We start from the raw sequence: 19722 nt of genomic DNA, 5'->3' as shown, positions 1-19722 counted from the left end.
CGATCGACGATGGCCGGCTGCCGCCGGCCCGTGTGCCGGCGTTCAGTGCAGGCCGGCCGATGCGATCGAGCGCACCGTATCGGTGATGTTCACGCAGCGCGACAGGCCGAAATGCTCGGCTTCGCGGCGTTCCGGTTCGCTGCTCGCAATCGCCACCGCACGTTCGGGCGGCACGCCGAGCGCTTGCAGTGCCACGTCGAAAGGATGCCGGTTTGATTCGGAGTCATGCTGATTGGCGTCTGTGACGACGACCGAGAAGCGGTCGAGGTTCGCGCGGCCGAACTGGCCTTCGAACATGTCGCTGAGCCGTGCGGCCGGCAGCGTCGTGACGAGACCGAGTCGATATCCTTCTTCCGACGCACGGTCGAGCCACTGGATGATTGCGTCGCGCTGATGGCGCGATTCGCGCGAATCCGGTGTTGCTTCGATCTGTGCGAATGCAGCGTCGAGACGGGTGACGATGGCTTCGATAACCACGGTGATTCCTCTTCAGAGACGTGATGATCCGTTCGCCGACGGGAATGCCACACACCTTAGCGTCGATCCGGAATATGCAACCAATTAATATTTTTATCCGACTCATACGATTCGACTAATGAATCTGGTTGTGAGCCAGCGTGGGCGCGGGATGCGTACCGCGCAATGTTTTTTCACGCAATGCATCGTATCGACGGCCTTCGATGTGATGCACCAAACTCGCGCACGTTGCGCATGCACCGGTCATATGCAAATGAAAAAAACGGCGTATCGGGCGATGCGTGCCCGATACGCCGTCATGCGCTGCCGCTTTCAGCAGTCGATCAGTGCAGCTTGATCGACGGCTGGTTGCGGCTTTGCAGCCAGTGGCTCAGCGACTGGAACAGCGCGCGCTTCGCGCCGTACACGCTGAACAGGTGCTTGCGGTACAGGAACTTGTACAGGCCGATCGCAGCGAGCCCGTCGACGATCAGCGAACGCGAGCGTACGCCGAGGTCGGCCTGGTACACGGCGCCGGCGTGCCCGAGCGACACGACGGTGCCCGCGTCGCGGAACGTGAAGCCGGCCACCGGCTTGCCGGCGACGCGCCGTGCGAATGCGTGGACCAGATACACGGCCTGCTGGTGCGCGACCTGTGCGCGCGGCGGCAGGAAGCCGCGCGCGCCGGCCGACGGGCACGCGGCGCAGTCGCCGAACGCATACACGTGCGGATCGTCCGGCGTCTGCAGCGTGTCGGTCACGATCACCTGGTTCGAACGATTGAGCGCGATGTCGCCGATCTCCCGCAGGATCGTGGGGCCCGCGACACCGGCCGCCCAGATCGTGATGTCGCTCGCGAGCCGTTCGCCCGTCGCGGTCGTCACGGCATCGGCGCTCACTTCCGCCACGCGCGTATCGGTCAGCACGTCGACGTTCAGCGCGCGAAGCTGCGCGTGCATCTTCGCGGAAAGCCGCGCGTCGAGCACCGGCAGGATGCGCGGGCCGCCTTCGATCAGCCGGATGTGCACGTCGCGCGCGGACACCAGCGCCTTGAAGCGGTACGTCGTCAGTTGCTGGATCGCGTGCCGCAGCGCGGCGGCCAGCTCGACGCCCGTCGCGCCCGCACCGATCACGTTGATGCAGATCGGCGCCGCGCGCTTCGCCGGATGCTGCTCGGCCTGATGATTCGCCTTCGTGCAGGCCGCGAGAAACTTGCGGCGGAAATCCTCGGCCTGGTCGAGGTTTTCGAGCGGCAGCGCATGGCGTGCGGCGCCCGGCACGTTGAAGAAGTTCGTCACGCTGCCGACCGCCAGCACCAGATCGTCATAACCGAGCTCGCGCTGCGGCAGGATTTCCGTGCCGTCCGCATCGTGCACGGCCGCGATCGTCGCCGTGCGTGCCGCGCGGTCGACCTGCTGCAGCGCGCCCTGCACGAAGCGGAAGCCGTGGCGCTTGGCCTGCGCCGCGTATTCGATCGTGTGGGATGCCGGGTCGCGATGGCCCGATGCGGCTTCGTGCAGCAGCGGCTTCCAGAAGTGCGTCGGATAGCGGTCGACGAGCACGACTTCGGCTTGCCCGCGGCGTCCGACCGTATCGCCGAGACGCGTGGCGAGCTGCAGGCCGCCGGCGCCGCCGCCGACGATCACGATGCGCGGCATGCGCGGCGCGCGGTCCGTTGCAAGGTTGGGCGTGATGTTGTCCATGTTGGGCTCCCGCTGATGACGATTCGGATGACATTGCTCAAGAACCGACGATATAGTTTCGAACCCAGTCGAACAATTTAATGTTTATAAGCGACTCATATGTATTCACTTATAGGAAAGACCGCGACGTTCCGGCAGTTGAAGGCGCTGGACATGATTGCGCGGCTCGGCAGCGTGTCGCGCGCGGCCGAGGAGCTGAACCTGACGCAGCCGGCCGTGTCGCTGCAGGTTCGCCTGCTCGAGGAGGCCGTGGGCGCCGCGTTGCTGCAGCGGGTGGGGCGCGGCGTGCAGCTGACCGCGGCCGGCGAGATCGTGTCGCGCTATGCGCGCGAGATCCTGCATCTGTGGAGCGAGGCCGGCGACGAAGTGGCCGCGCTGACGGGCGATCTCGGCGGCACGCTGCGGATCGGCGCGATCACGACGGCCGAGTACCTGATCCCGCCGCTGCTCGTCAAATTCACCGCGACGCGCCCGCATGTGAAGACGTATTTCAAGGTCGGCAACCGCGACGACATCATCCGCATGCTCGCGACGCATGAAATCGATCTCGCGGTGATGGGCAGCGCGCCGAAGGAGCTGCGCACGCACGCGGTCGAGTTCGCGAAGCATCCGATGGTGTTCGTCGCGGCACCCGGCCATCCGCTGATGCAGCGCAAGCGCGTCGCGCTGAAGGATCTCGAATCCGCGCACCTGCTCGTGCGCGAACGCGGTGCGGGCACGCGCTCGACCGTCGAGAGCCTGTTCAAGACGGCCGGCTACCGCTTCCATGTGGGGTCCGAATTGTCGAGCAACGAGGCCATCAAGCAGATGGCCGAAGCGGGGCTCGGCATTGCGTTCCTGTCGTTGCACGCGTGTGCACTCGAACTGCGCACGGGGCTGCTCGGGCAACTGCCGTTCCCCGGCAACCCGATCGAGCGCGAATGGTATGTGGTCACGCTCGCCGACCGGCGGATCTCGCAGGTGACGGGGCTGTTTCGCGACTTCCTGATCAAGCAGGGCGCGCCGGTGATCGACGGCGCGACGGTGGCGCCGCACGAGCGGCGGCGCAAGTAGGTGGATGACGTCGGCCGGGCGGCCGCTCGGTCAGACGAGCCCGAAGTCGTCGTTGCTGTCGGGAATCGACGCGAGCAGCCGTTCGAGCCGATACCAGCCGACGATACGCAGGCACCAGGCGGCGATGGCGGTGCGGGAGCGCGGGCCGGATGAAAGGCGGGTGGCAGAGGACGGCGATGGCGCGGTGAGCGCGGCGCGTTGCGGACAGCAATGGGGCATGACGGTCTCCGTAGGTGTCGGATGGTGCGATCGTAAGCGTCGCGGCGCAGGCCGGCGCGCACGCAAGGATCGTCCTGAGCAGAAACGGATGATCTTTTTCTGTCCGTCCGGGTGCGGCCCCCGCAGGCCCGGCACGCCGGCCGAAAACGCGTCACAATGCGCGTTCGATACACGATCTGGTGGAGCCAGGCCATGAGCGATGCGATTCTTGCCGCGCCGCCGGACAACGGTGTGCCGGTCAGCCTGCGTTCCAGCCGCGGGCTCGGCTGGCGGGGCTTCGGCGCGGCGTTGCTCGACATTCGCGCCGGCACGTACCGGATTCCGGCGGCCGACCATTACCGCATCGGCGTGCACATCGGCGGGCCCGTTCGCGCGGACTGCGTGTGCGACGGCGAGCGTGTGTCGCGCATCCAGGCGCATGGCGACGTCGACGTGATTCCGGCCGGCGTGCCCGGCCAGTGGACCGACAGCGCCGACTGCCGGATCCTGCACATCATGCTCGGCGACACGTTCGTGCGGCGCACCTTCGAGCACCTCGAACTGAAGCCGTCGCAGGCGCAGATCCGCCGCCGGCTGCAGGTGCGCGATCCGCGCCTGCAGCACATCGCGTGGGCGATGGCCGCCGAGCTCGAAGCGGAAGACGCGTCGGATCCGCTTTATGCGGAAAGCCTGTGCACGGCGCTCGTCGCGAGGCTGGTCGACAGCCAGCCGGCGTTCCGCGAGCGCCGGCGCACGCTTGCGCCGAAAGCGGCGGCGCGCGTGATCGACTATGTCGAAGCGAACCTCGACCGGCGCCTGACGCTTGCCGAACTCGCGGCGCTCGTATCGATCAGCGTGCCGCATTTCAAGGTGCTGTTTCGCGAGACGCTCGGGATGCCCGTGCACCAGTACGTCGTGCGGCGCCGGGTCGAGCGCGCGAAGGCGCTGCTGCTCGAAGGCCGGCTCAGCATCAGCCAGATCGCGCTCGAAGCGGGGTTCGCGCATCAGAGCCACATGGCGAACTGGATGAACCGCGTGCTCGGCGCGACGCCGATGGAGATCGTGCGGTCGGGGGCTCGGGGCGGGCTGCGGCTGGCTTACGGTGGTGAGGGTAGCGGGGGCGACGTGTGAGTGTCGATTCTCTCGCCGGGATCGAGCTCTGGTGCTCGATCTGCTGCGCGGTTTATGTTCGTCTGGAGTAGCAGATCGAAGAGATCAACGTCGCGCGCATGGAGTCTTGTGCCCGTCGGATGCGGCTGGCTTGCCGTCGACGCTGAAATCTGTGGCGCCCCTTCGTCGATCACGCAAGCGCCGTGCAGCGGGCGTGTACACCGATCTCCAGTGCGTGCAACGGCATGCCCCAGGACCAACCATGTTGGACCAACGAGCGTGGGATTGAGAAAACTCGGCAGCCAAATTGTCCCCTATGGGTTACAGTGGCTTCATGTTCAAAGTCCTGACCACTCCCCAATTTGATGAATGCTCGATGGGCTTCGCGACCCTGTCGGTTGCGCGGCGATCAACTTGCGCATCGAGCGGGCGAAGCTCGGCAACCTCGGCCAATGGCGGGCAGTCGGCGACGGCGTCAACGAAATGAAGATCGATGTCGGGCCGGGATATCGAGCCTACTTCGTGCGACGCGGGAAAATCATCGTCGTGGTGTTGTGCGGTGGGGACAAGTCGACCCAGAAGAAGGACATCAGGGTGGCGAAGCAAATCGCCGGCGAACTGGAGGATTGAGTATGAAAATAAGCGAACTGGCCGAATTCGACGGCTCGAAGTACCTGAAGGACGAGGAAACGATTCGTCACTACCTGGCGCAAGCGTTCGAAGATGGGGATCCGCGGCTGATCCAGGCCGCGCTCGGGAATGTCGCGAAGGCACGCGGTATGACGGCGCTGGCGCGCGAATCTGGCGTGAAACGTGAAGCGCTCTACCGCGCACTGTCGGAAGGTGGAAACGCCGAATTCGCAACGATCATGAAGGTTGTCAGCGCGCTGGGATTGCACCTGACCGTAGCTCCGGCCGCGCCAGCGGCCGAATCGGCGTCGGCGCCTGCTCCCGCACCAACGCGTGCGCGCTCGCGCGCTCGCCCGGCGGCGCACGCATAGCGGTCATTGGCGGCCGGCGCCCATACCGCAACGCGCCGGCCCACGCGCGTTCATCCAGCCGGCGTTGCCGGCGGGATGGCGTACGGATCAAAGCTCACAATTTCTTCGCCGTGCCAGTCGTTCAAATGCAGAAAACGCGACTGCAACGGCGCACTTACCGCTGCACCGTCGGCCTGTTGAGCCGCAATGCCTTCTGCGTGAACGGTTCATTCATCGCAGGCGTGTCGCTGTCCGTCATCGGCAGACCGTACGATTCAAAGTGAGCGGCAACGAAGCGGGCAATACGCGTCGCCGCCACCACTACACAATCCTTCATCCGTTCCTGTCCGAATCATCCCTCCCTGCGCGCCGTCCCGGCCGCGCATGCAGACAATCACCACACCTTCATCCCCCAGGAGCGGATCGTGTTCGTGATCTTCGGTGCATCAGGCAACGTCGGCTTGTCGACCGTAACAACCTTGCGCAACGCAGGCCATCCCGTGCGCGCGGTGCTGCACGACGTGCGCCATCGTGAGCGTTTCGCGCAGCTCGGCTGCGACGTGGCGATCGCGGCGCTGACGGATGAGCGCGCGGTCGCGTCGGCGATCGACGGCGCGCGGGCCGTGCAGCTTCTGTGCCCGGTGCCCGTCGCCGACCCCGATCCTGCCGCGACGATGGAGCGGACAATCGACGTCGCGACCGCCGCGCTCGCCGCGAGCCCGCCGCCGGCGTTGCTTGCGCTGTCGGACTACGGCGCGGAGCGCGACGGCAATACGGGCATCACGCGCCTCTTTCATTACTTCGAGGAACGGCTCCAGACGATCCCGACGCAACTGACGCTGCTGCGTTCGGCCGAGCATCTGCAGAACTGGACGCGGATCCTGCCGGTCGCGCTCGGTACCGGTGTGCTGCCGAGCTTTCATCATCCGGTGGCCAAGGTATTTCCGACGGTCTGGGCGCCCGATGTGGGCGTCGTCGCGGCGCGGCTGCTGCTCGATGCGCCCGAAGGCGGCAACAGGCCGCGCATCGTCAGCATCGAAGGGCCGCGGCGGGTGAGCGTGACGGCGATCGCGGATACGCTCGGCACGGCGGCCGGCCGCGCGATCGTCGCGCACGAGCTGCCGCGCGACACCTGGAACGAGACGCTGCTGCGCGCGGGCCTCAGCGAACGCCATGCACAACTGATCGTCGATCTGTACGACGTGCACAACGCCGGGCAGATCGACGTCGAGGCCGGCGTGTCGGAGCGGCTTTACGGCACGACGACGCTGGCGGACGCGCTCGCGCAACTGGTGCGCCAGCACGCGCGATGATCGCAGCGGCGCCGAGCGGCATGCATGACGGTCGCAACGTGTATCACGCGGGGCGCCGCACCTTGTTCAGTACCACATACGAAAGCGACCCGATCACGATCCCCTAGAACGCGGCGCCGAGCCCGAGCCACGTCATCCCCGATGCGGTCGCGAGGAATGTGATCACCGACGCTTCGCGGTGGTTCTCGTCCTCGAAGATCCCGTGCACGTTCGCGCCGATCGCACCGATCAGCGCGAGCCCCGCGAGGATCGCGACGAACGCCTTCGGCAACGCGAAGAACACCGTGACGATCGTGCCTGCGAAGAGCCCGCCGATCAGGTAGAACGCGCCGTTCGCGAGCCCGGCGATGTATCGCCGATCCAGATCCTCGTGCGCGTCCTTGCCCGTGCAGAGCGCCGCGGTGATCGCCGCGACGACGATCGTGATCCCGCCGAAGCATGCGACGACGAGCGACATCACGCTGGTCGCCGTGATGATCGGGCGCGCGCTCGTGTGATAGCCGGACACGCGCAGGATCGTCATCCCCGGCAGGAACTGGCCGGTGAGGCTGACGACGACGAGCGGCAGCGCGAGGCTGAGCGTCGTGCCGAGCGTCCATTCGGGCGCGATGAAGATCGGCCGCGCGACGCTCGGCGATACGTTGCCGAGATGCGTCATCCCGAGCAGCGTCGCGAGCGCGGCGCCCGTGAGCAGCACGAGCACGATGCTGTAGCGCGGCAGCAGGCGCTTGAAGATCACGTAGGCCGCGATCATCCCGAACGCGAGCGCCGGCTGTTCCGATGCGGCGGCGAACGCATGCGTGCCGAACGGCAGCAGGATGCCGGCCATCATCCCGCACGCGATGCCGCGCGGAATGTGGCGCACGAGCCGGTCGAAATAGCCGGTGACGCCGATCGCCAGGATGATCAGCGCGGCCGTGATGTACGCGCCGACGGCCTGATTCAACGTCAGTTGCGGAAACAGGCCGACGAGCAGCGCGGTGCCGGGCGCCGACCATGCGGTGACGACGGGCACCTTCAGCTTCCAGCTCGCGAACAGGCCCGATACGCCCGCGCCGATCGAGATCGCCCAGACCCACGACGACACCATCGCGTTCGGCGAGTGAGCCGCCTGCGCGGCCTGGAAGAAGATCGCGAGCGGGCCCGCGTAGGAAATCAGCACCGCGAGAAAGCCGGCGGTGATCGCGGAAACGGACCAGTCGTTGCCGATCGCGCGGATCGCGCCGGGCGGGGTGTTCGGTTGCATCGTCGTCGGAGAGCGAGGTGCCCGGCCACGGGCAGAGCCGGGGCGATCGGCTTGTGACGGGAACCCCGGATGACCCGCCATTCTGCGCATCGCCGACGCGATTGGCAATTAGCCGACGCGTCTCTGTTTTGTCGGCATTTCGTAAGAAATCCGCGCAGGAACGAGCGGATCGGCATGCCGTGCGGCCTTGCGCGTGCATCGTCGAATCGGGCGACTTCACGACGAATTCACGACGAAGCGCGGCGCCGTCGAACGTTACGTGCTGATCTGCAGCACCTTGTCGACCACCGCCACCTTCACCCCGCCACCCGTCGACAGCGACGCGGTGCCCTGATCGAACGGATGCACGGGCGCATCGGTCGGCGTCCAAGCATGGCGCGCCAGCAGCTCGCGATACCCGCCGCGGATCACGAAGCCGCCGCATTTTTCCGCATACGCGTCGCGCCGCATCCGGTACGCGCGCGGCAGGTCGTACCACGGCAGCTTCGGCAGGTCGTGATGGACGAGGTGATAGTTGTTGTTCAGGTACAGCAGCCGCATCGCGAAGCCGGCTTCGTTGATCGCGATGCGCGCCTTCGGATGCCGCGCGGCGCGGTGCTCGTACAGCGAGCGGATCATCGCGAGCGACAGCGCGGGCCACGTGACCGCCAGCAGGTAGTACCACCACGGCACGCCGATCGCCCATTGCAGCCACGCGAGCAGCGTGACCACGCATGCAGCGTGCGTCGCCCACATCGGCAGGTAGCGGAAATCGCCGCGCCGGAATGCGACGAACGCATCGGCGAATGTCGTGGCGATGGCGAGCGGCGGCCCGGCGGCGATCCGCCCGGCGAAGGTCGTGCGTGCGACCGTCAGCGCGCGACGCCAGCGCGGCAGCCGCGCCCAGCGTTCGCGCGATACGTAGTTCGTTTCGGGATCGACGCCTGGCACGGTCAGGTCTTCGTCGCGATGATGGTCGAGGTGCGTGTCGCGATACAGCGCGTACGGATACCAGACCGTCAGCGGCGGATAGCCAAGCAGCTTGTTCACGAAGGCGGAACGTGTCGGATGGCCGTGCAGCAGCTCATGCTGCAGCGACAGGTGCCACGCGCCGAGCAGGATCAGCGGCGGCGTCGCGGCGGCGAGCGACAGGTGCCGCGCGCGCACGAGCAGCAGCACGGCGAGCCAGCCGCCGTAGATCGCGACGATCAGCAGCCAGGTCGGCCATTCGGTGCGGGCGGTGAAGCGGGCGTCGAGCGCGGCGATCGCGCGCGCGTGGTCGACGTCGAAGTATTCGGCCATGGTGCTGATGCGGGATGGAACGGGCGGCGCGGAGCCGGCCCGGATGCTCACGGTCGGCTTGCCCGGCATGCGCGCGGCGGCGATGCGGGAGCAGGCATCGGGACGTTACCGGGATGGCGCGGCACGGCCAACCAATCGATTCGCATTTGCTTATCGTCGCGCGGCCGATAAGCTTTCAGGCCGCCGCGGCGCGTTCGGTGCCCGTTTTCGTGCGATCGAACCGGGTTCCGCGGCGCGTGCGCCGATGCGTAGAATGCGCGCATGAGCCAATGGATCGCAGAACTGCCGATGTACAACGTGACGGCGCGCCACGCCGTGCTGTGGCGCGCGCTGCTGCGCGACGCGCTCGATGCGTTCGCGGACGCGGGCGGCCCGGCGGACGTCGTGCTGTCCGACGAACCGTTCGACGACCTGCACGCGCTGTGGCGACGCGACGATCTGCTGCTGTCGCAGACCTGCGGCTATCCGTATCGGATGCTTGGCTTGCGCGGCACCGTGAGATTGATCGCGACACCGGTTTTCGACGCGGACGGCTGCCAGCGGGCACGCTACCGCAGCGTGCTGGTCGTGTCGGCCCGCGCGCACGCGGGCGGCGCGACCACGCTCGCCGGCTGTCGCGGGCTGCGGGCCGCATTCAATGGGGGGGATTCGCACAGCGGAATGAACGCGTTTCGGCACGCGGTCGCGCCGCATGCGCACGACGGAAGATTCTTCGGGTCGGTCACGCCGTTCGGCTCGCACCTGAACGTGTTGCGTGCGCTGGCGTCAGGCGAAGCCGATTGTGCGGCGATCGACTGCGTAACGTTCGCGTATGTGCGCGACGCACTGCCCGAATTGCTGAAGGAGATCCGGATCATCGGCACGACGGCATCCGCGCCGGGGTTGCCGTTTATCGCCTCGCGGGCCCTGGAGGAAAGGCAGGTCGCCGCATTGCAGGATGCGCTCGATCGCGCGGTCGCGGCCGATGCGCAACGCTCGCGCATGCTGAGACTGAAGGGATTCGAACGGCTGTCGCCGGACGACTACGACACGATTGCGCGGTTTGCGCGGGAGGCCGCCGCGCACGGGTATCCGGAACTGGCGTGAGATGCGGGCAAGTGCCGGGCGGCGCGAAACGGTGCGACCGTCCGCGCCGCTTCCCGTCACTCCTCGTCCATCAACCGGACCTTGACCCGCTTGCCCTTGATCTTCCCCGCATTGAGCTTGCGCAGCGCGTCGTGCGCGACGCCGCGCTCGATCGCGACATAGGTGGAGAACTCGGTCACGTTGATCTTGCCGATCTGCTTGCCGTCGAACCCTGCATCGCCGGTCAGTGCGCCGAGCACGTCGCCCGGGCGGATCTTGTCCTTGCGTCCGCCGAGGATCTGCAGCGTTTCCATCGGCGGCAGCAGCGTATCGTCGCCGGCCGGCTTCAGCTCGGCGAGCGGATGCCATTCGACGTCGCGCTTCTGCGCCTGCTCGATCGCGCCGACGCGGCCCATCTCGTCCATGCTCGCGAGGCTCAGCGCCCAGCCGTCCTGATCGGCGCGGCCCGTGCGGCCGATGCGGTGCACGTGCACTTCCGGGTCGGGCGTCACGTCGACGTTGATCACCGCTTCGAGCTGCGCGATGTCGAGCCCGCGCGCGGCGACGTCGGTTGCTACCAACACCGAGCAGCTGCGGTTCGCGAACTGGATCAGCACCTGGTCGCGCTCGCGCTGGTCGAGCTCGCCGTGCAGTGCGAGCGCGTGGAAGCCCTGCGCATGCAGCACGTCGAGCAGGTCGCGGCACTGCTGCTTCGTATTGCAGAACGCGATCGTGCTCACGGGGCGGTAGTGGTTCAGCAACTGGCCGACCGCGTGGAGCCGCTCGTTCTCGGTCACTTCATAGAAGCGCTGGCGGATCTTGCTGTTGTCGTGACGCTCCTCGAGCTTCACTTCCTTCGGATTGCGCAGGAACTGCTGGCTCAGCTTCACGATGCCGTCCGGATAGGTCGCGGAGAACAGCAGCGTCTGGCGCGTCGGCGGGCACATCCGCGCGACCTTCGCGATGTCGTCGAAGAAGCCCATGTCGAGCATCCGGTCGGCTTCGTCGAGCACGAGCGTGTTCAGCGCGTCGAGCTTCAGGTTGCCGCGATCGAGGTGATCCATGATGCGGCCCGGCGTGCCGACGACGATGTGCGCGCCGTGCTCGAGGCTCTGCGCCTGCGGGCGCATCGGCGTGCCGCCGCACAGCGTCAGCACCTTCACGTTTTCCTCGGCGCGCGCGAGGCGGCGCACTTCCTGCGCGACTTGATCGGCGAGCTCGCGCGTCGGGCACAGGATCATCGCCTGCACGTCGAAGCGGCGCGCGTCGAGGCGCGACAGCAGCGCGAGCGAAAATGCGGCGGTCTTGCCGCTGCCCGTCTTCGCCTGCGCGATCAGGTCCTGGCCGGCCAGCGCGATCGGCAGGCTCGCAGCCTGGATCGGCGTCATGTCGACATAACCGAGCTGCGCGAGGTTGGCGAGCGTGGCGGGCGTCAGCGGCAGCGCGCTGAAGGGCGCTGCGGTCGGTTGGGTCATTCCAGGTCTCCGAGGTAAGGGCGGCCTTCCATCTGTTCGTAGACGATCGTGCCGTCGTCGGCTTCGAAGCGCTCGAGATAGTTGCGCGCGCCGCACAGCGGGCAGCGGAACAGCAGCCCCTGGCCCTCGTCCTTGATGACGACGTCGGACGTTTCCCACTGCGTGCCGCAGCTCTGGTTTCTGCAGGTAAACACGGTCTTTCTCCAGCTGAATTCGGTTGGTGGCGCGCCCGGGCGGGCGCGGCAACGGTGTGCGGCGCTCGCGCGGCTCGGGCGCGGGCCGCACCGGCGGTCGCTTGGACTGCGTCGATGCGGATGATGGATCGGGCGGCGACGGGGTCGCGCGTGCCGCAATTCTAGCGGAAGCTGGCGACGCCGCCCGTGCGCGCCATGAAAAACGGCCGCCCCGGAGGGCGGCCGTGTCGTGCGGCGCGGCGGCGTTCGCTGCTTACAGCGCCATGTCGGCCGACGCCTTCGCCGGGCGGGCCGGTGCGGTGCCCGTCGCCTGCGACGGCACGTTGACGTCGATCTTCGGCGGCGGCGCGAGCTGCAGCACGTCGCTCGTGTAGGTCCATTCCTCGACGACCTTCGCCGGGCTGTCGTTCAGCTTGGTGCCGTAGCTCGGCACGATCTGGCGGATCTTCTGCTGCCACTCGGGCGTCGCGACCTTGTCCTTGAACACCTTCTTCATCAGGTTCAGCATGATCGGCGCGGCCGTCGACGCGCCCGGCGACGCGCCGAGCAGGCCCGCGATGCTGCCGTCCTGCGAGCTGACGATCTCGGTGCCGAGCTTCAGCACGCCGCCCTTCACCGGGTCGCGCTTGATGATCTGCACACGCTGGCCGGCCTGCCACAGGCGCCAGTCTTCCTTCTTCGCGTTCGGGAAGTATTCCTTCAGCGCGTTGAAGCGGTCGTCGTCGGACAGCATCAGCTGGCCGGCGAGGTACTGGACCAGCGGGAATTCGTCGACGCCCACGCGCATCATCGGCGCGACGTTATGCGTGTTGGTGCTCGTGAGCAGGTCGAAATACGAGCCGTTCTTCAGGAACTTGGTCGAGAACGTCGCGAACGGCCCGAACAGGATGATCTTCTTGCCGTCGATGATCCGCGTGTCGAGGTGCGGCACCGACATCGGCGGCGAGCCGACCGACGCCTTGCCGTACGCCTTCGCGAGGTGCTGCTTCACGACGTCGGGGTTGTCGGTCACGAGGAACGAGCCGCCGACCGGGAACGCGCCGTAGTCCTTCGCCTCGGGGATGCCCGACGCCTGCAGCAGGTGCAGCGCGCCGCCGCCCGCGCCGATGAACACGAACTTCGCGTCGACGGATTGCGGCGGTTCATCCGAATGCAGCTTGACCCACGACACGTGCCACGTGCCGTCGGCGTTGCGCGTGATCTCGCGCACTTCGCTCGACAGCGACAACGTGAAGTTCGGCTGCGTCTTCAGGTAGCCGACGAACTGGCGCGTGATCTCGCCGAAGTTCACGTCGGTGCCGATCGGCGTCCACGTCGCGGCAACCTTCTGCTTGCGGTCGCGGCCTTCCATCATCAGCGGCACCCACTGCTTGATCTGGTCGTAGTCTTCCGAATACTGCATGCCGCGGAACAGCGGGCTCGCCTGCAGCGCTTCGTAGCGCTTCTTCAGGAAGCGGACATTGTCGTCGCCCCACACGAAGCTCATGTGCGGCGTCGAGTTGATGAACGAATGCGGGTTCTTCAGCACGCCCTGCTTGACCTGCCATGCCCAGAACTGGCGCGAGATCTGGAACGACTCGTTGATCTCGACGGCCTTCGAGATGTCGACCTTGCCGTCCGCCTTTTCCGGCGTGTAGTTGAGTTCGGCGAGCGCCGAGTGGCCGGTGCCCGCGTTGTTCCAGCCGTTCGAACTTTCCAGCGCGACGCCGTCGAGGCGCTCGACCATCGTCATCGACCAGTCAGGCTGAAGCTCGTGCAGCCAGACGCCGAGCGTCGAGCTCATGATGCCGCCGCCCACCAGCAGGACGTCGACCTTCTTCGTATCGGCCGCGTGCGCGGACGACGCGGCGACGCATAGCGCGAGCGCCGACAGTATTACCCGTAACGTTTTGATCACAGCAGATCCCTTCTTCAACTTGGATGCATCGGTTTGCCATGCCGCCCGACGCGCGTTTCGATCGCGGCCGATACGCGCATCCGGAGATCCGGATCGCGATTCCGGAATTCCGGATCGACGCTGCTCGTCGTTGCATTTGCGCACGCGAAACCGTTGAGAAGGACACCTTCGGATCGGCTTCTTGCGGGCGGGCAATCACCTGCGTCGCGGTGGCGCGCAACGCGCCCGGGCCCCTGCGGCAAGCCTGTGCGGACGACGCTTCAGGCTGCGTGGAAAGAGGCCGCGCGCGACGCGTGTGGCGGTGGCGGGGTGGCAAGGGGCGCGTAATATAACCGAACTCGGACAACGTGTCGCACGCGAAAAATGTCCTTGTTTTTGTGGGGTTTTTCGCGTGTCCGGGTTTCCGGAATCGGGGTGTGCCGCGCCGGAAAACCGGCGGGAATTTGACGGTGCGGCGCTCGCGATTGGCGCGCCGCGATCCGCTCACTTCGCCGAATTGTTCCTGCAGAATTGCTCGTACGACAGCGCCGAATTCGCGAAGCCCTTTTGCTTCGCGAGTTCCCACGGGCGCTCGCATTGCTGCGTCTGTTCGCACCATGCGTAGCCGGCCGAGCCGATGCAGCCGTGCGCATCGCGATCGCCGCCGACCATTGGCGGCGCGGCCGGCGCGGAAGCGTCGATCGGCGCCGACGCATTGGCAGGTGCGGTGGATTGCGCCGCACAGGCGCTCAATGCGAACGCGATCGCGGCGGCAAGCGAGGCGGAGGGGATGAAACGTTTCATGGGGTCGTGCTCCATGGGATGGGTTTGAGGGAACGGAATGACGGCCTGCATGTTCATCGCACCGTTCATGCGTCCGGCACCGGCACGCGCGACGAGAACTTCACTTCGCGCAACGCGAGGCTCGACTGGATCGACGACACGCCGCCTTGCTTCCTCAGCACGCGCTCGACGAATTCCGCATACGCGTCGAGATCGGCCGCGACGACGACGAGATCGGCATCAACGCGGTGAACGTGCTGCTGGGTTTCGAAGGGCGCGCGTGAGCGCGCGCCGCAGGGTGATTTGAAACACGGCGCGATCTCGGTGTTTACATACAAGAGCGGCAAGAAGACGCTGCTCGATATCGTGAAGATGTAACGCCGACGCCGACGCCGGCGCACGCCGCGCGTCGCACACGGTTGCGCGCCCCGATGTCGTTACACGTTATGCCCGTACGCGCACGCTTTCCGCGCGACGTTCCGCGTCGTGCACGATGTGCAGCTCGCGCGTGCGGATCGGCAGCGCGCAATCCGCATCGGCGAGCGCCTTGCGCACCTGGCGCGCGAGGCGCCAGCGCATCGCCCAGAAGTTGTCGGTATGCGTCCACACGCGCATGTTCGCGACGGCCGTGCTGTCGTCGAAGCGCATCACCATCACGTCCGGCGCGGGATCCTGCAGCACGTCGGGATCGGCTTCGGCCAGTGCGCGCAGCGCGTCGAGCGCGCGATCGATATCGTCATGCACGGATACTTCGACTTCGAGATCGAGGCGGCGCGTCGGATTGCGCGTGTAATTGCGGATCGAGCTGCCCCACAGCGCGCTGTTCGGTACGAATTCGCAGATGCCGTCCGGCTTGGTCAGCCGCGTCATGAACAGCCCGACCTCGTCGACGGTGCCCGCGACGCCCGTGCCGCCGTCGATATAGTCGCCGACCTTGAACGGCCGCAGCAGCAGAAGCATGATGCCGGCCGCGATGTTCTGCATCGTGCCCTGCAGCGCGAGTGCGATCGCGAGGCCGGCCGCGCCGAGCACCGCGACGATGCTCGCGGTTTCGACGCCGAGCTGCGACAGCGCGCCGACGATCGCGACGATGCGGATGCCCCACGCGGCGACGTCGCAGAGAATCGGCCGCAGCGTGTCGTCGACGCGCTCCTTGTTCGAGAGCAGCCGGTTCAGCCAGTTGCCGACGCGTTTCGACAGCCACCAGCCCGCGACGAGCAGCGCAAGGCCGGCGCACAGCTTGATGGAAAGGGTGGACAGCGCGTTCCACAGGAACGTCCAGCGTTCCGGATGAAGATGATCGAGAAACATGACGGGATTCCGGTTTGAAGACACATGGCGCGACGCGCAGCGCTTCCGTCTCGGTCGGCAAGGCTTGCGCTCGCGCGGGCAGCCCTCGACTGTACACGCCACACGATGTTTCGCGCGAATGCATGAGGTCGAATTGCCCTGTCGTCGGACGTCGAAATCGCGATTTCGTTCTAGTACTAATCGACTGTTCCATAAAATAGGACTAGTCCTATTCAGCGGTTTCAAGCCCCCCGATACACTCGGTTTCAAGTTGCCGGATCGCGACGATCGTTCGTCCGCGATACCCGGTCCTTTCCCGATTTTTCATTGATAGCGAGTGACGACGTCATGCGGTTGAACCAGCGTTTCCGTCTCGCACGCGAACAAGGTCAACCCGCCCGACGCGGCGTTCGCTGTTTCCCGATTCGCCGCGTGCTGCTGTACGGTTTCGTCGCGGCGACCTGCGTCGCCGGCGCACACGGTGCGGCAGCACAGGCGTTTCACGACGCCGCGCCGTTCACGCCCGTGACGGCGGAAACGGCAGACCTTGTCGACGTGCCTTTTTTCAGTTCCGCCCGGACGATGTGGGGCGGCTTGCGTGCATCGTCGGCAGCGCCGCTCGACGTCGCGTACGCATCGCCTGCGTCGAACCTGCCGACGGGTGCCGATCGCGACGATTCCGTTGCCCGCTTCGGCGCATGCGTGGCCTACCGCGTGCTCTGCGACGCGGCGCGCGGTGCGATCGAGCGTGGCTACGCGACGCGGTTCGCCTACGGCATTGCATCGCCGTTGCCGTCGATGGGCGCGCAGCCGGCATTCGAGCGGGGCTCCGTCGATCTGGCGTCGGCCGAGCCGTTCATGCTCGCAACGCCGGATCGCGGCACGCGCGCCGGTGCGATTACCGGCAGCCTGCGGGCGTCGCTGGCGCGCGCCGAACTGCCTGCCGGCGTCGCGGCGCAGGTCGTCCGTTTGCTGGCCGGGCGCATCGACCCGAAGCAGCACGGCGCGATCGGCGACACCTTCCGCGTGGCATTCGAACCGGACGACGACGCGACGCTGCCGGGCGGCGTGCGCGTGACGGCGCTCGACGTGCGCTTTCGCGGCCAGCAGGTGGCGGGCGTGTGGTTTGCGCCCGACGCAGGCTCGCCGGGCGCGTATTACGACCTCGACGGCGTGCCGCTCGGCGGTGCGCATTTCGCGATGCCGGTCGCCGCGACGCGGATCAGCTCGCAGTTCGGCGCGCGCGTGCATCCGGTGACCGGCGCGCGCCACGTGCATTCCGGCGTCGATCTGGCTGCGCCGACGGGCCGTGCCGTCCATGCGTCGGAGAACGGCGTCGTGTCGTTCATCGGCACCGAGCCGCGCGGCTACGGCAAGTACGTGGTGATTCGTCACGACGGCGGCTATGCGTCGTACTACGCGCACCTGTCGGCGTTCGAGCCGACGCTGCGAACCGGCACGCGCGTCGAGCGCGGCCAGCGTGTCGGCGCCGTCGGCAGTACGGGGACCGCGACCGGCCCGCATCTGCATTTCGAGGTCCGGCGGCATGACCGTCTCGTCGATCCGGTCGCGCTCGTGCAAGCAGCCAAAGCGGCGAAGCTGAATGGCGAGCGGCGTGTCGCGTTCAACCGCGTAGCCCTCGATGCGCGCACGCGTCTGGCCTCGGCCACGTGGTCGCAGCCTGTCGCGATGTCGACGCCTGCCGCATCGCATGCCGGCTGACCGCTGATCGTGGACCGTTGACCGGATGTCGGCCACGCCGGCCGGCATCGTTGCCGGCGCGCATCGACGTGCGCGCCGGCGTTCAAGCGGCAGGGCAGATCGGCGCAGACAGCCAACTCACGCGGATTTTTCTACAGGCAACCAGATTTCGAGCACGCCGGTGCCCGTCACCGGGTCGTAGTCCTCGCTGTAGCGTTCGAACTCGGGCGCGTCCACCGCGTTGAACCCCGACGTCGGCAGCCAGCCGTTCCAGATGCTGTAGAAGGTCTGGTGAAGCGTGGAGATATGCCCGCTGTGTTCGAAGACCGCATAACGTTGCGGTTCGAGTTCGACGCAACGAAATGGCGCGGGCAACCGGTCGCGACTCTTGACCTCCACGCCCGCGATGTATTCGAAGCTGCCATCCGCATCCGGGTTGCAGCACACGCCATACGTTACGCCGCCGACCTGGCCGGGGATGTTGCCGATATACGGGATGAAGGCTTGCCAGAGCGCCGGAATCCCTTCATTGGTTTCAAAGGTATACCGGCTGCTCATGCCCGCGATCAACTGCCTTTCGGGGGCTTCGAAGCGCGATGGCGTAACGGCGATGATTTTCAGCTCTTTCATGCGAAGCGGCTCCACAAGAGACAACCCGTCGAGAGTGCGCCGTGCCCGCACGTCTTCCGGCGTGACGCCGAAAAGATCGCGGAAGGCGCGCGTAAACGCCTCATGGGAGCCATATCCGGCATCGAGTGCCACGTGAAGGATGTCCGGCGCGCCTTGCGCCAATGCCCGCGCCGCACGCGTCAGCCGCCTCGACCGGACATAGCGCATCACCGGCCAGCCGGTATTCATCGAGAACAGGCGCGAAAAACCGAAGCGCGTCATGTCGCAATCGGCGGAAATCCTGTCGAGTGTCAGTTCCCTGTCCAGTTCGGTTTCGATAAACCAGAGCGCTTTTCCAACCGGGTTCATGGTGTGCCAATGAAGGTGTCGGGCGGACTATATGGTATCGGTGGCGGGAGCATTTGATCGTTCTTGCGACACGCGGCTTGGCCTGGCGGGCGCGCTCAAGCAAATCGCCACGCCGGGCGGCGTGGCGATGGTCGGCAGGATTCTGCTGCTTAACCGAGCGGCCAGTTCAGGATCGCAATCCCGTCGTTATAGTCGCCGTCCGTACCGTCCTCCGATCCGACCAGCCCGAAGTAGGTCTTCTTGAAGATGTCGACCTGCCGCGAGCCGATCTTCGACGGCTTGCCGTTCGCCGTCACGACCACCCGCACCTTCCCCTTGCCGGAGTTCACGATCTGCGTGTTCAGGTTCGCGTCCTGCGTGCCGGCGCCCTGGAACGTCGCGGCCGGTTTCGGGTTGTCGTCGACGAACACCTCGATCGTCTGCTGTGCAGACGAGTTGACGAGCGCCGTCACGCCGAACGCGATGTTCGGCGGCAGGTTGAAGATGCCGTCGCGTTCGCCGCCGGCATTCGTCGCGGGGGCGGGCTGCGCGGGTTGCGGTTGCGCAGTCGCTTTCGCGAAGTACGTGACCACCGCACCGATGCCGAACTTCGCGGCAGCGCCCGGCAGCACGCCGGGTGCACCGGCCCACGTCACCGTGCAGGCGACCACCTGCCCCGTGGCATCGGTCTTGACCTTGTTCTGCCAGTTGCTGATGTCGAAGCTGTACGGCACGGTGGAGAGGTCGACGAACACGTCGTATTGCGGCAGCTTCTCCACGAGCTGCGCGTTCATGAACTGACGCATCCGGTCGAGCACCGCCTGATCGCCGCCGGATTGCGCGGCAGTCGCGTCGTTGCCGGCGAGTTGCAGGAGCGCGTACAGATCGTCATGGGTAAACGGTTGTGGCATGTCGTCCTCGTCGTAATGGAAGGTCTCGCGTCGCGCGGCCGACGAATCGGTTTCGCCGTGTCGCGCGCGGAGCAAAGCGTGGGTCAGTCGTGACTGCCCGAATGATTCGCAATGCGTGGTTGGCCCCTGT

Annotated in this window: 20 protein-coding genes and 2 pseudogenes; 8 read left to right on the top strand and 14 right to left on the bottom strand. The window is 66.6% G+C overall.

Annotated elements, in window-relative coordinates; translation table 11 throughout:
* Nucleotides 1-42: 42 nt before the first annotated feature.
* Together AC3WLY_RS02935 and AC3WLY_RS02930 are read right to left on the bottom strand one after the other, a co-directional pair.
* Complete coding sequence (locus AC3WLY_RS02935) at nt 43-477, bottom strand: HAD family hydrolase (RefSeq protein WP_492310444.1); 435 nt, start codon at nt 475-477, stop codon at nt 43-45.
* A gap of 323 nt (nt 478-800) precedes the next feature.
* On the bottom strand, nt 801-2159 hold the full coding sequence (locus tag AC3WLY_RS02930) for an NAD(P)/FAD-dependent oxidoreductase (protein WP_492310443.1): 1359 nt from the start codon (nt 2157-2159) through the stop codon (nt 801-803).
* Between the two features lie 99 nt (nt 2160-2258).
* On the opposite strand from AC3WLY_RS02930, the gene AC3WLY_RS02925 reads away from it, so the two are divergent.
* Entirely contained in the window at nt 2259-3212 is a 954-nt protein-coding gene (locus AC3WLY_RS02925; RefSeq protein WP_047901940.1) for a LysR family transcriptional regulator, read from the top strand.
* 30 nt (nt 3213-3242) lie between these two features.
* Here AC3WLY_RS02925 and AC3WLY_RS02920 read toward each other — a convergent pair whose 3' ends face one another.
* Nucleotides 3243-3431: a hypothetical protein gene (locus tag AC3WLY_RS02920; RefSeq protein ID WP_175959760.1), complete on the bottom strand. Its 189-nt coding sequence runs from the start codon at nt 3429-3431 to the stop codon at nt 3243-3245.
* A 192-nt stretch (nt 3432-3623) separates the two neighbouring features.
* Between AC3WLY_RS02920 and AC3WLY_RS02915 the strand changes: the two genes are divergently transcribed.
* The 3 genes and pseudogenes from AC3WLY_RS02915 to AC3WLY_RS02905 all read left to right on the top strand — a co-directional run bounded on the left by AC3WLY_RS02915 (nt 3624) and on the right by AC3WLY_RS02905 (nt 5521).
* Nucleotides 3624-4541: an AraC family transcriptional regulator gene (locus tag AC3WLY_RS02915; RefSeq protein WP_492310442.1), complete on the top strand. Its 918-nt coding sequence runs from the start codon at nt 3624-3626 to the stop codon at nt 4539-4541.
* A 313-nt stretch (nt 4542-4854) separates the two neighbouring features.
* Nucleotides 4855-5150: pseudogene (locus AC3WLY_RS02910) on the top strand (type II toxin-antitoxin system RelE/ParE family toxin).
* A 2-nt stretch (nt 5151-5152) separates the two neighbouring features.
* Nucleotides 5153-5521 (top strand): addiction module antidote protein, encoded by a 369-nt coding sequence (locus tag AC3WLY_RS02905; RefSeq protein WP_072438104.1) that lies wholly within the window; start codon nt 5153-5155, stop codon nt 5519-5521.
* A gap of 154 nt (nt 5522-5675) precedes the next feature.
* Here AC3WLY_RS02905 and AC3WLY_RS02900 read toward each other — a convergent pair whose 3' ends face one another.
* Nucleotides 5676-5822, bottom strand: a complete 147-nt coding sequence (locus AC3WLY_RS02900; protein WP_492332638.1) for a hypothetical protein — start codon at nt 5820-5822, stop codon at nt 5676-5678.
* A gap of 103 nt (nt 5823-5925) precedes the next feature.
* Between AC3WLY_RS02900 and AC3WLY_RS02895 the strand changes: the two genes are divergently transcribed.
* A complete protein-coding gene (locus AC3WLY_RS02895; protein ID WP_492310441.1) occupies nt 5926-6813 on the top strand; it encodes an NmrA family NAD(P)-binding protein in 888 nt (295 codons plus the stop codon).
* A 103-nt stretch (nt 6814-6916) separates the two neighbouring features.
* Here the strand turns inward: AC3WLY_RS02895 and AC3WLY_RS02890 are convergent, their stop codons facing one another.
* Together AC3WLY_RS02890 and AC3WLY_RS02885 are read right to left on the bottom strand one after the other, a co-directional pair.
* Complete coding sequence (locus AC3WLY_RS02890) at nt 6917-8059, bottom strand: benzoate/H(+) symporter BenE family transporter (RefSeq protein WP_492310440.1); 1143 nt, start codon at nt 8057-8059, stop codon at nt 6917-6919.
* Between the two features lie 255 nt (nt 8060-8314).
* Nucleotides 8315-9340 carry a fatty acid desaturase gene (locus tag AC3WLY_RS02885; RefSeq protein WP_310130412.1) on the bottom strand — a complete coding sequence of 342 codons (1026 nt, stop codon included), beginning with the start codon at nt 9338-9340 and terminating at the stop codon, nt 8315-8317.
* Here AC3WLY_RS02885 and AC3WLY_RS02880 point away from each other — a divergent pair.
* Nucleotides 9339-9605, top strand: a complete 267-nt coding sequence (locus AC3WLY_RS02880; protein ID WP_175959754.1) for a hypothetical protein — start codon at nt 9339-9341, stop codon at nt 9603-9605. The two genes, AC3WLY_RS02885 and AC3WLY_RS02880, sit on opposite strands and share 2 nt — an antisense overlap.
* Nucleotides 9602-10426, top strand: coding sequence for a phosphate/phosphite/phosphonate ABC transporter substrate-binding protein (locus AC3WLY_RS02875; RefSeq protein ID WP_492310439.1), 825 nt, complete (start codon nt 9602-9604; stop codon nt 10424-10426). The genes AC3WLY_RS02880 and AC3WLY_RS02875 overlap by 4 nt, the downstream gene beginning before the upstream one ends.
* Before the next feature lie 56 nt (nt 10427-10482).
* Here AC3WLY_RS02875 and dbpA read toward each other — a convergent pair whose 3' ends face one another.
* The 6 genes and pseudogenes from dbpA to AC3WLY_RS02845 all read right to left on the bottom strand — a co-directional run bounded on the left by dbpA (nt 10483) and on the right by AC3WLY_RS02845 (nt 16044).
* Nucleotides 10483-11880, bottom strand: coding sequence for an ATP-dependent RNA helicase DbpA (gene dbpA, locus AC3WLY_RS02870; protein WP_034181069.1), 1398 nt, complete (start codon nt 11878-11880; stop codon nt 10483-10485).
* Nucleotides 11877-12074 carry a hypothetical protein gene (locus AC3WLY_RS02865; protein WP_072438116.1) on the bottom strand — a complete coding sequence of 66 codons (198 nt, stop codon included), beginning with the start codon at nt 12072-12074 and terminating at the stop codon, nt 11877-11879. Before AC3WLY_RS02865 ends, dbpA begins: the two co-directional genes overlap by 4 nt.
* 253 nt (nt 12075-12327) lie before the next feature.
* The gene (gene mqo, locus AC3WLY_RS02860) at nt 12328-13989 is read right to left on the bottom strand and encodes a malate dehydrogenase (quinone) (RefSeq protein WP_492310438.1); all 1662 of its coding nucleotides are present in this window, start codon (nt 13987-13989) and stop codon (nt 12328-12330) included.
* A gap of 465 nt (nt 13990-14454) precedes the next feature.
* Nucleotides 14455-14754 carry a hypothetical protein gene (locus AC3WLY_RS02855; RefSeq protein WP_072438121.1) on the bottom strand — a complete coding sequence of 100 codons (300 nt, stop codon included), beginning with the start codon at nt 14752-14754 and terminating at the stop codon, nt 14455-14457.
* Between the two features lie 65 nt (nt 14755-14819).
* Nucleotides 14820-14975: pseudogene (locus AC3WLY_RS02850) on the bottom strand (Lrp/AsnC ligand binding domain-containing protein); the annotation flags it as partial.
* 202 nt (nt 14976-15177) lie between these two features.
* Complete coding sequence (locus tag AC3WLY_RS02845; RefSeq protein ID WP_492310437.1) at nt 15178-16044, bottom strand: mechanosensitive ion channel family protein; 867 nt, start codon at nt 16042-16044, stop codon at nt 15178-15180.
* Nucleotides 16045-16371: 327 nt separating this feature from the next.
* Here AC3WLY_RS02845 and AC3WLY_RS02840 point away from each other — a divergent pair, with 327 nt between their 5' ends.
* Nucleotides 16372-17745, top strand: coding sequence for a M23 family metallopeptidase (locus AC3WLY_RS02840; protein ID WP_492310436.1), 1374 nt, complete (start codon nt 16372-16374; stop codon nt 17743-17745).
* Between the two features lie 117 nt (nt 17746-17862).
* Here AC3WLY_RS02840 and AC3WLY_RS02835 read toward each other — a convergent pair whose 3' ends face one another.
* Together AC3WLY_RS02835 and AC3WLY_RS02830 are read right to left on the bottom strand one after the other, a co-directional pair.
* On the bottom strand, nt 17863-18702 hold the full coding sequence (locus AC3WLY_RS02835) for an AraC family transcriptional regulator (protein WP_425130349.1): 840 nt from the start codon (nt 18700-18702) through the stop codon (nt 17863-17865).
* Between the two features lie 149 nt (nt 18703-18851).
* Nucleotides 18852-19592 (bottom strand): fucose-binding lectin II, encoded by a 741-nt coding sequence (locus AC3WLY_RS02830; protein ID WP_492310435.1) that lies wholly within the window; start codon nt 19590-19592, stop codon nt 18852-18854.
* Nucleotides 19593-19722 lie beyond the last annotated feature (130 nt).

The sequence above is a fragment of the Burkholderia sp. FW306-1C-G01B genome, from assembly GCF_058781685.1.
The sequence above is the reverse complement of the archived record's forward strand: the minus strand, read 5'-3'. Positions and strand labels throughout refer to the sequence as shown.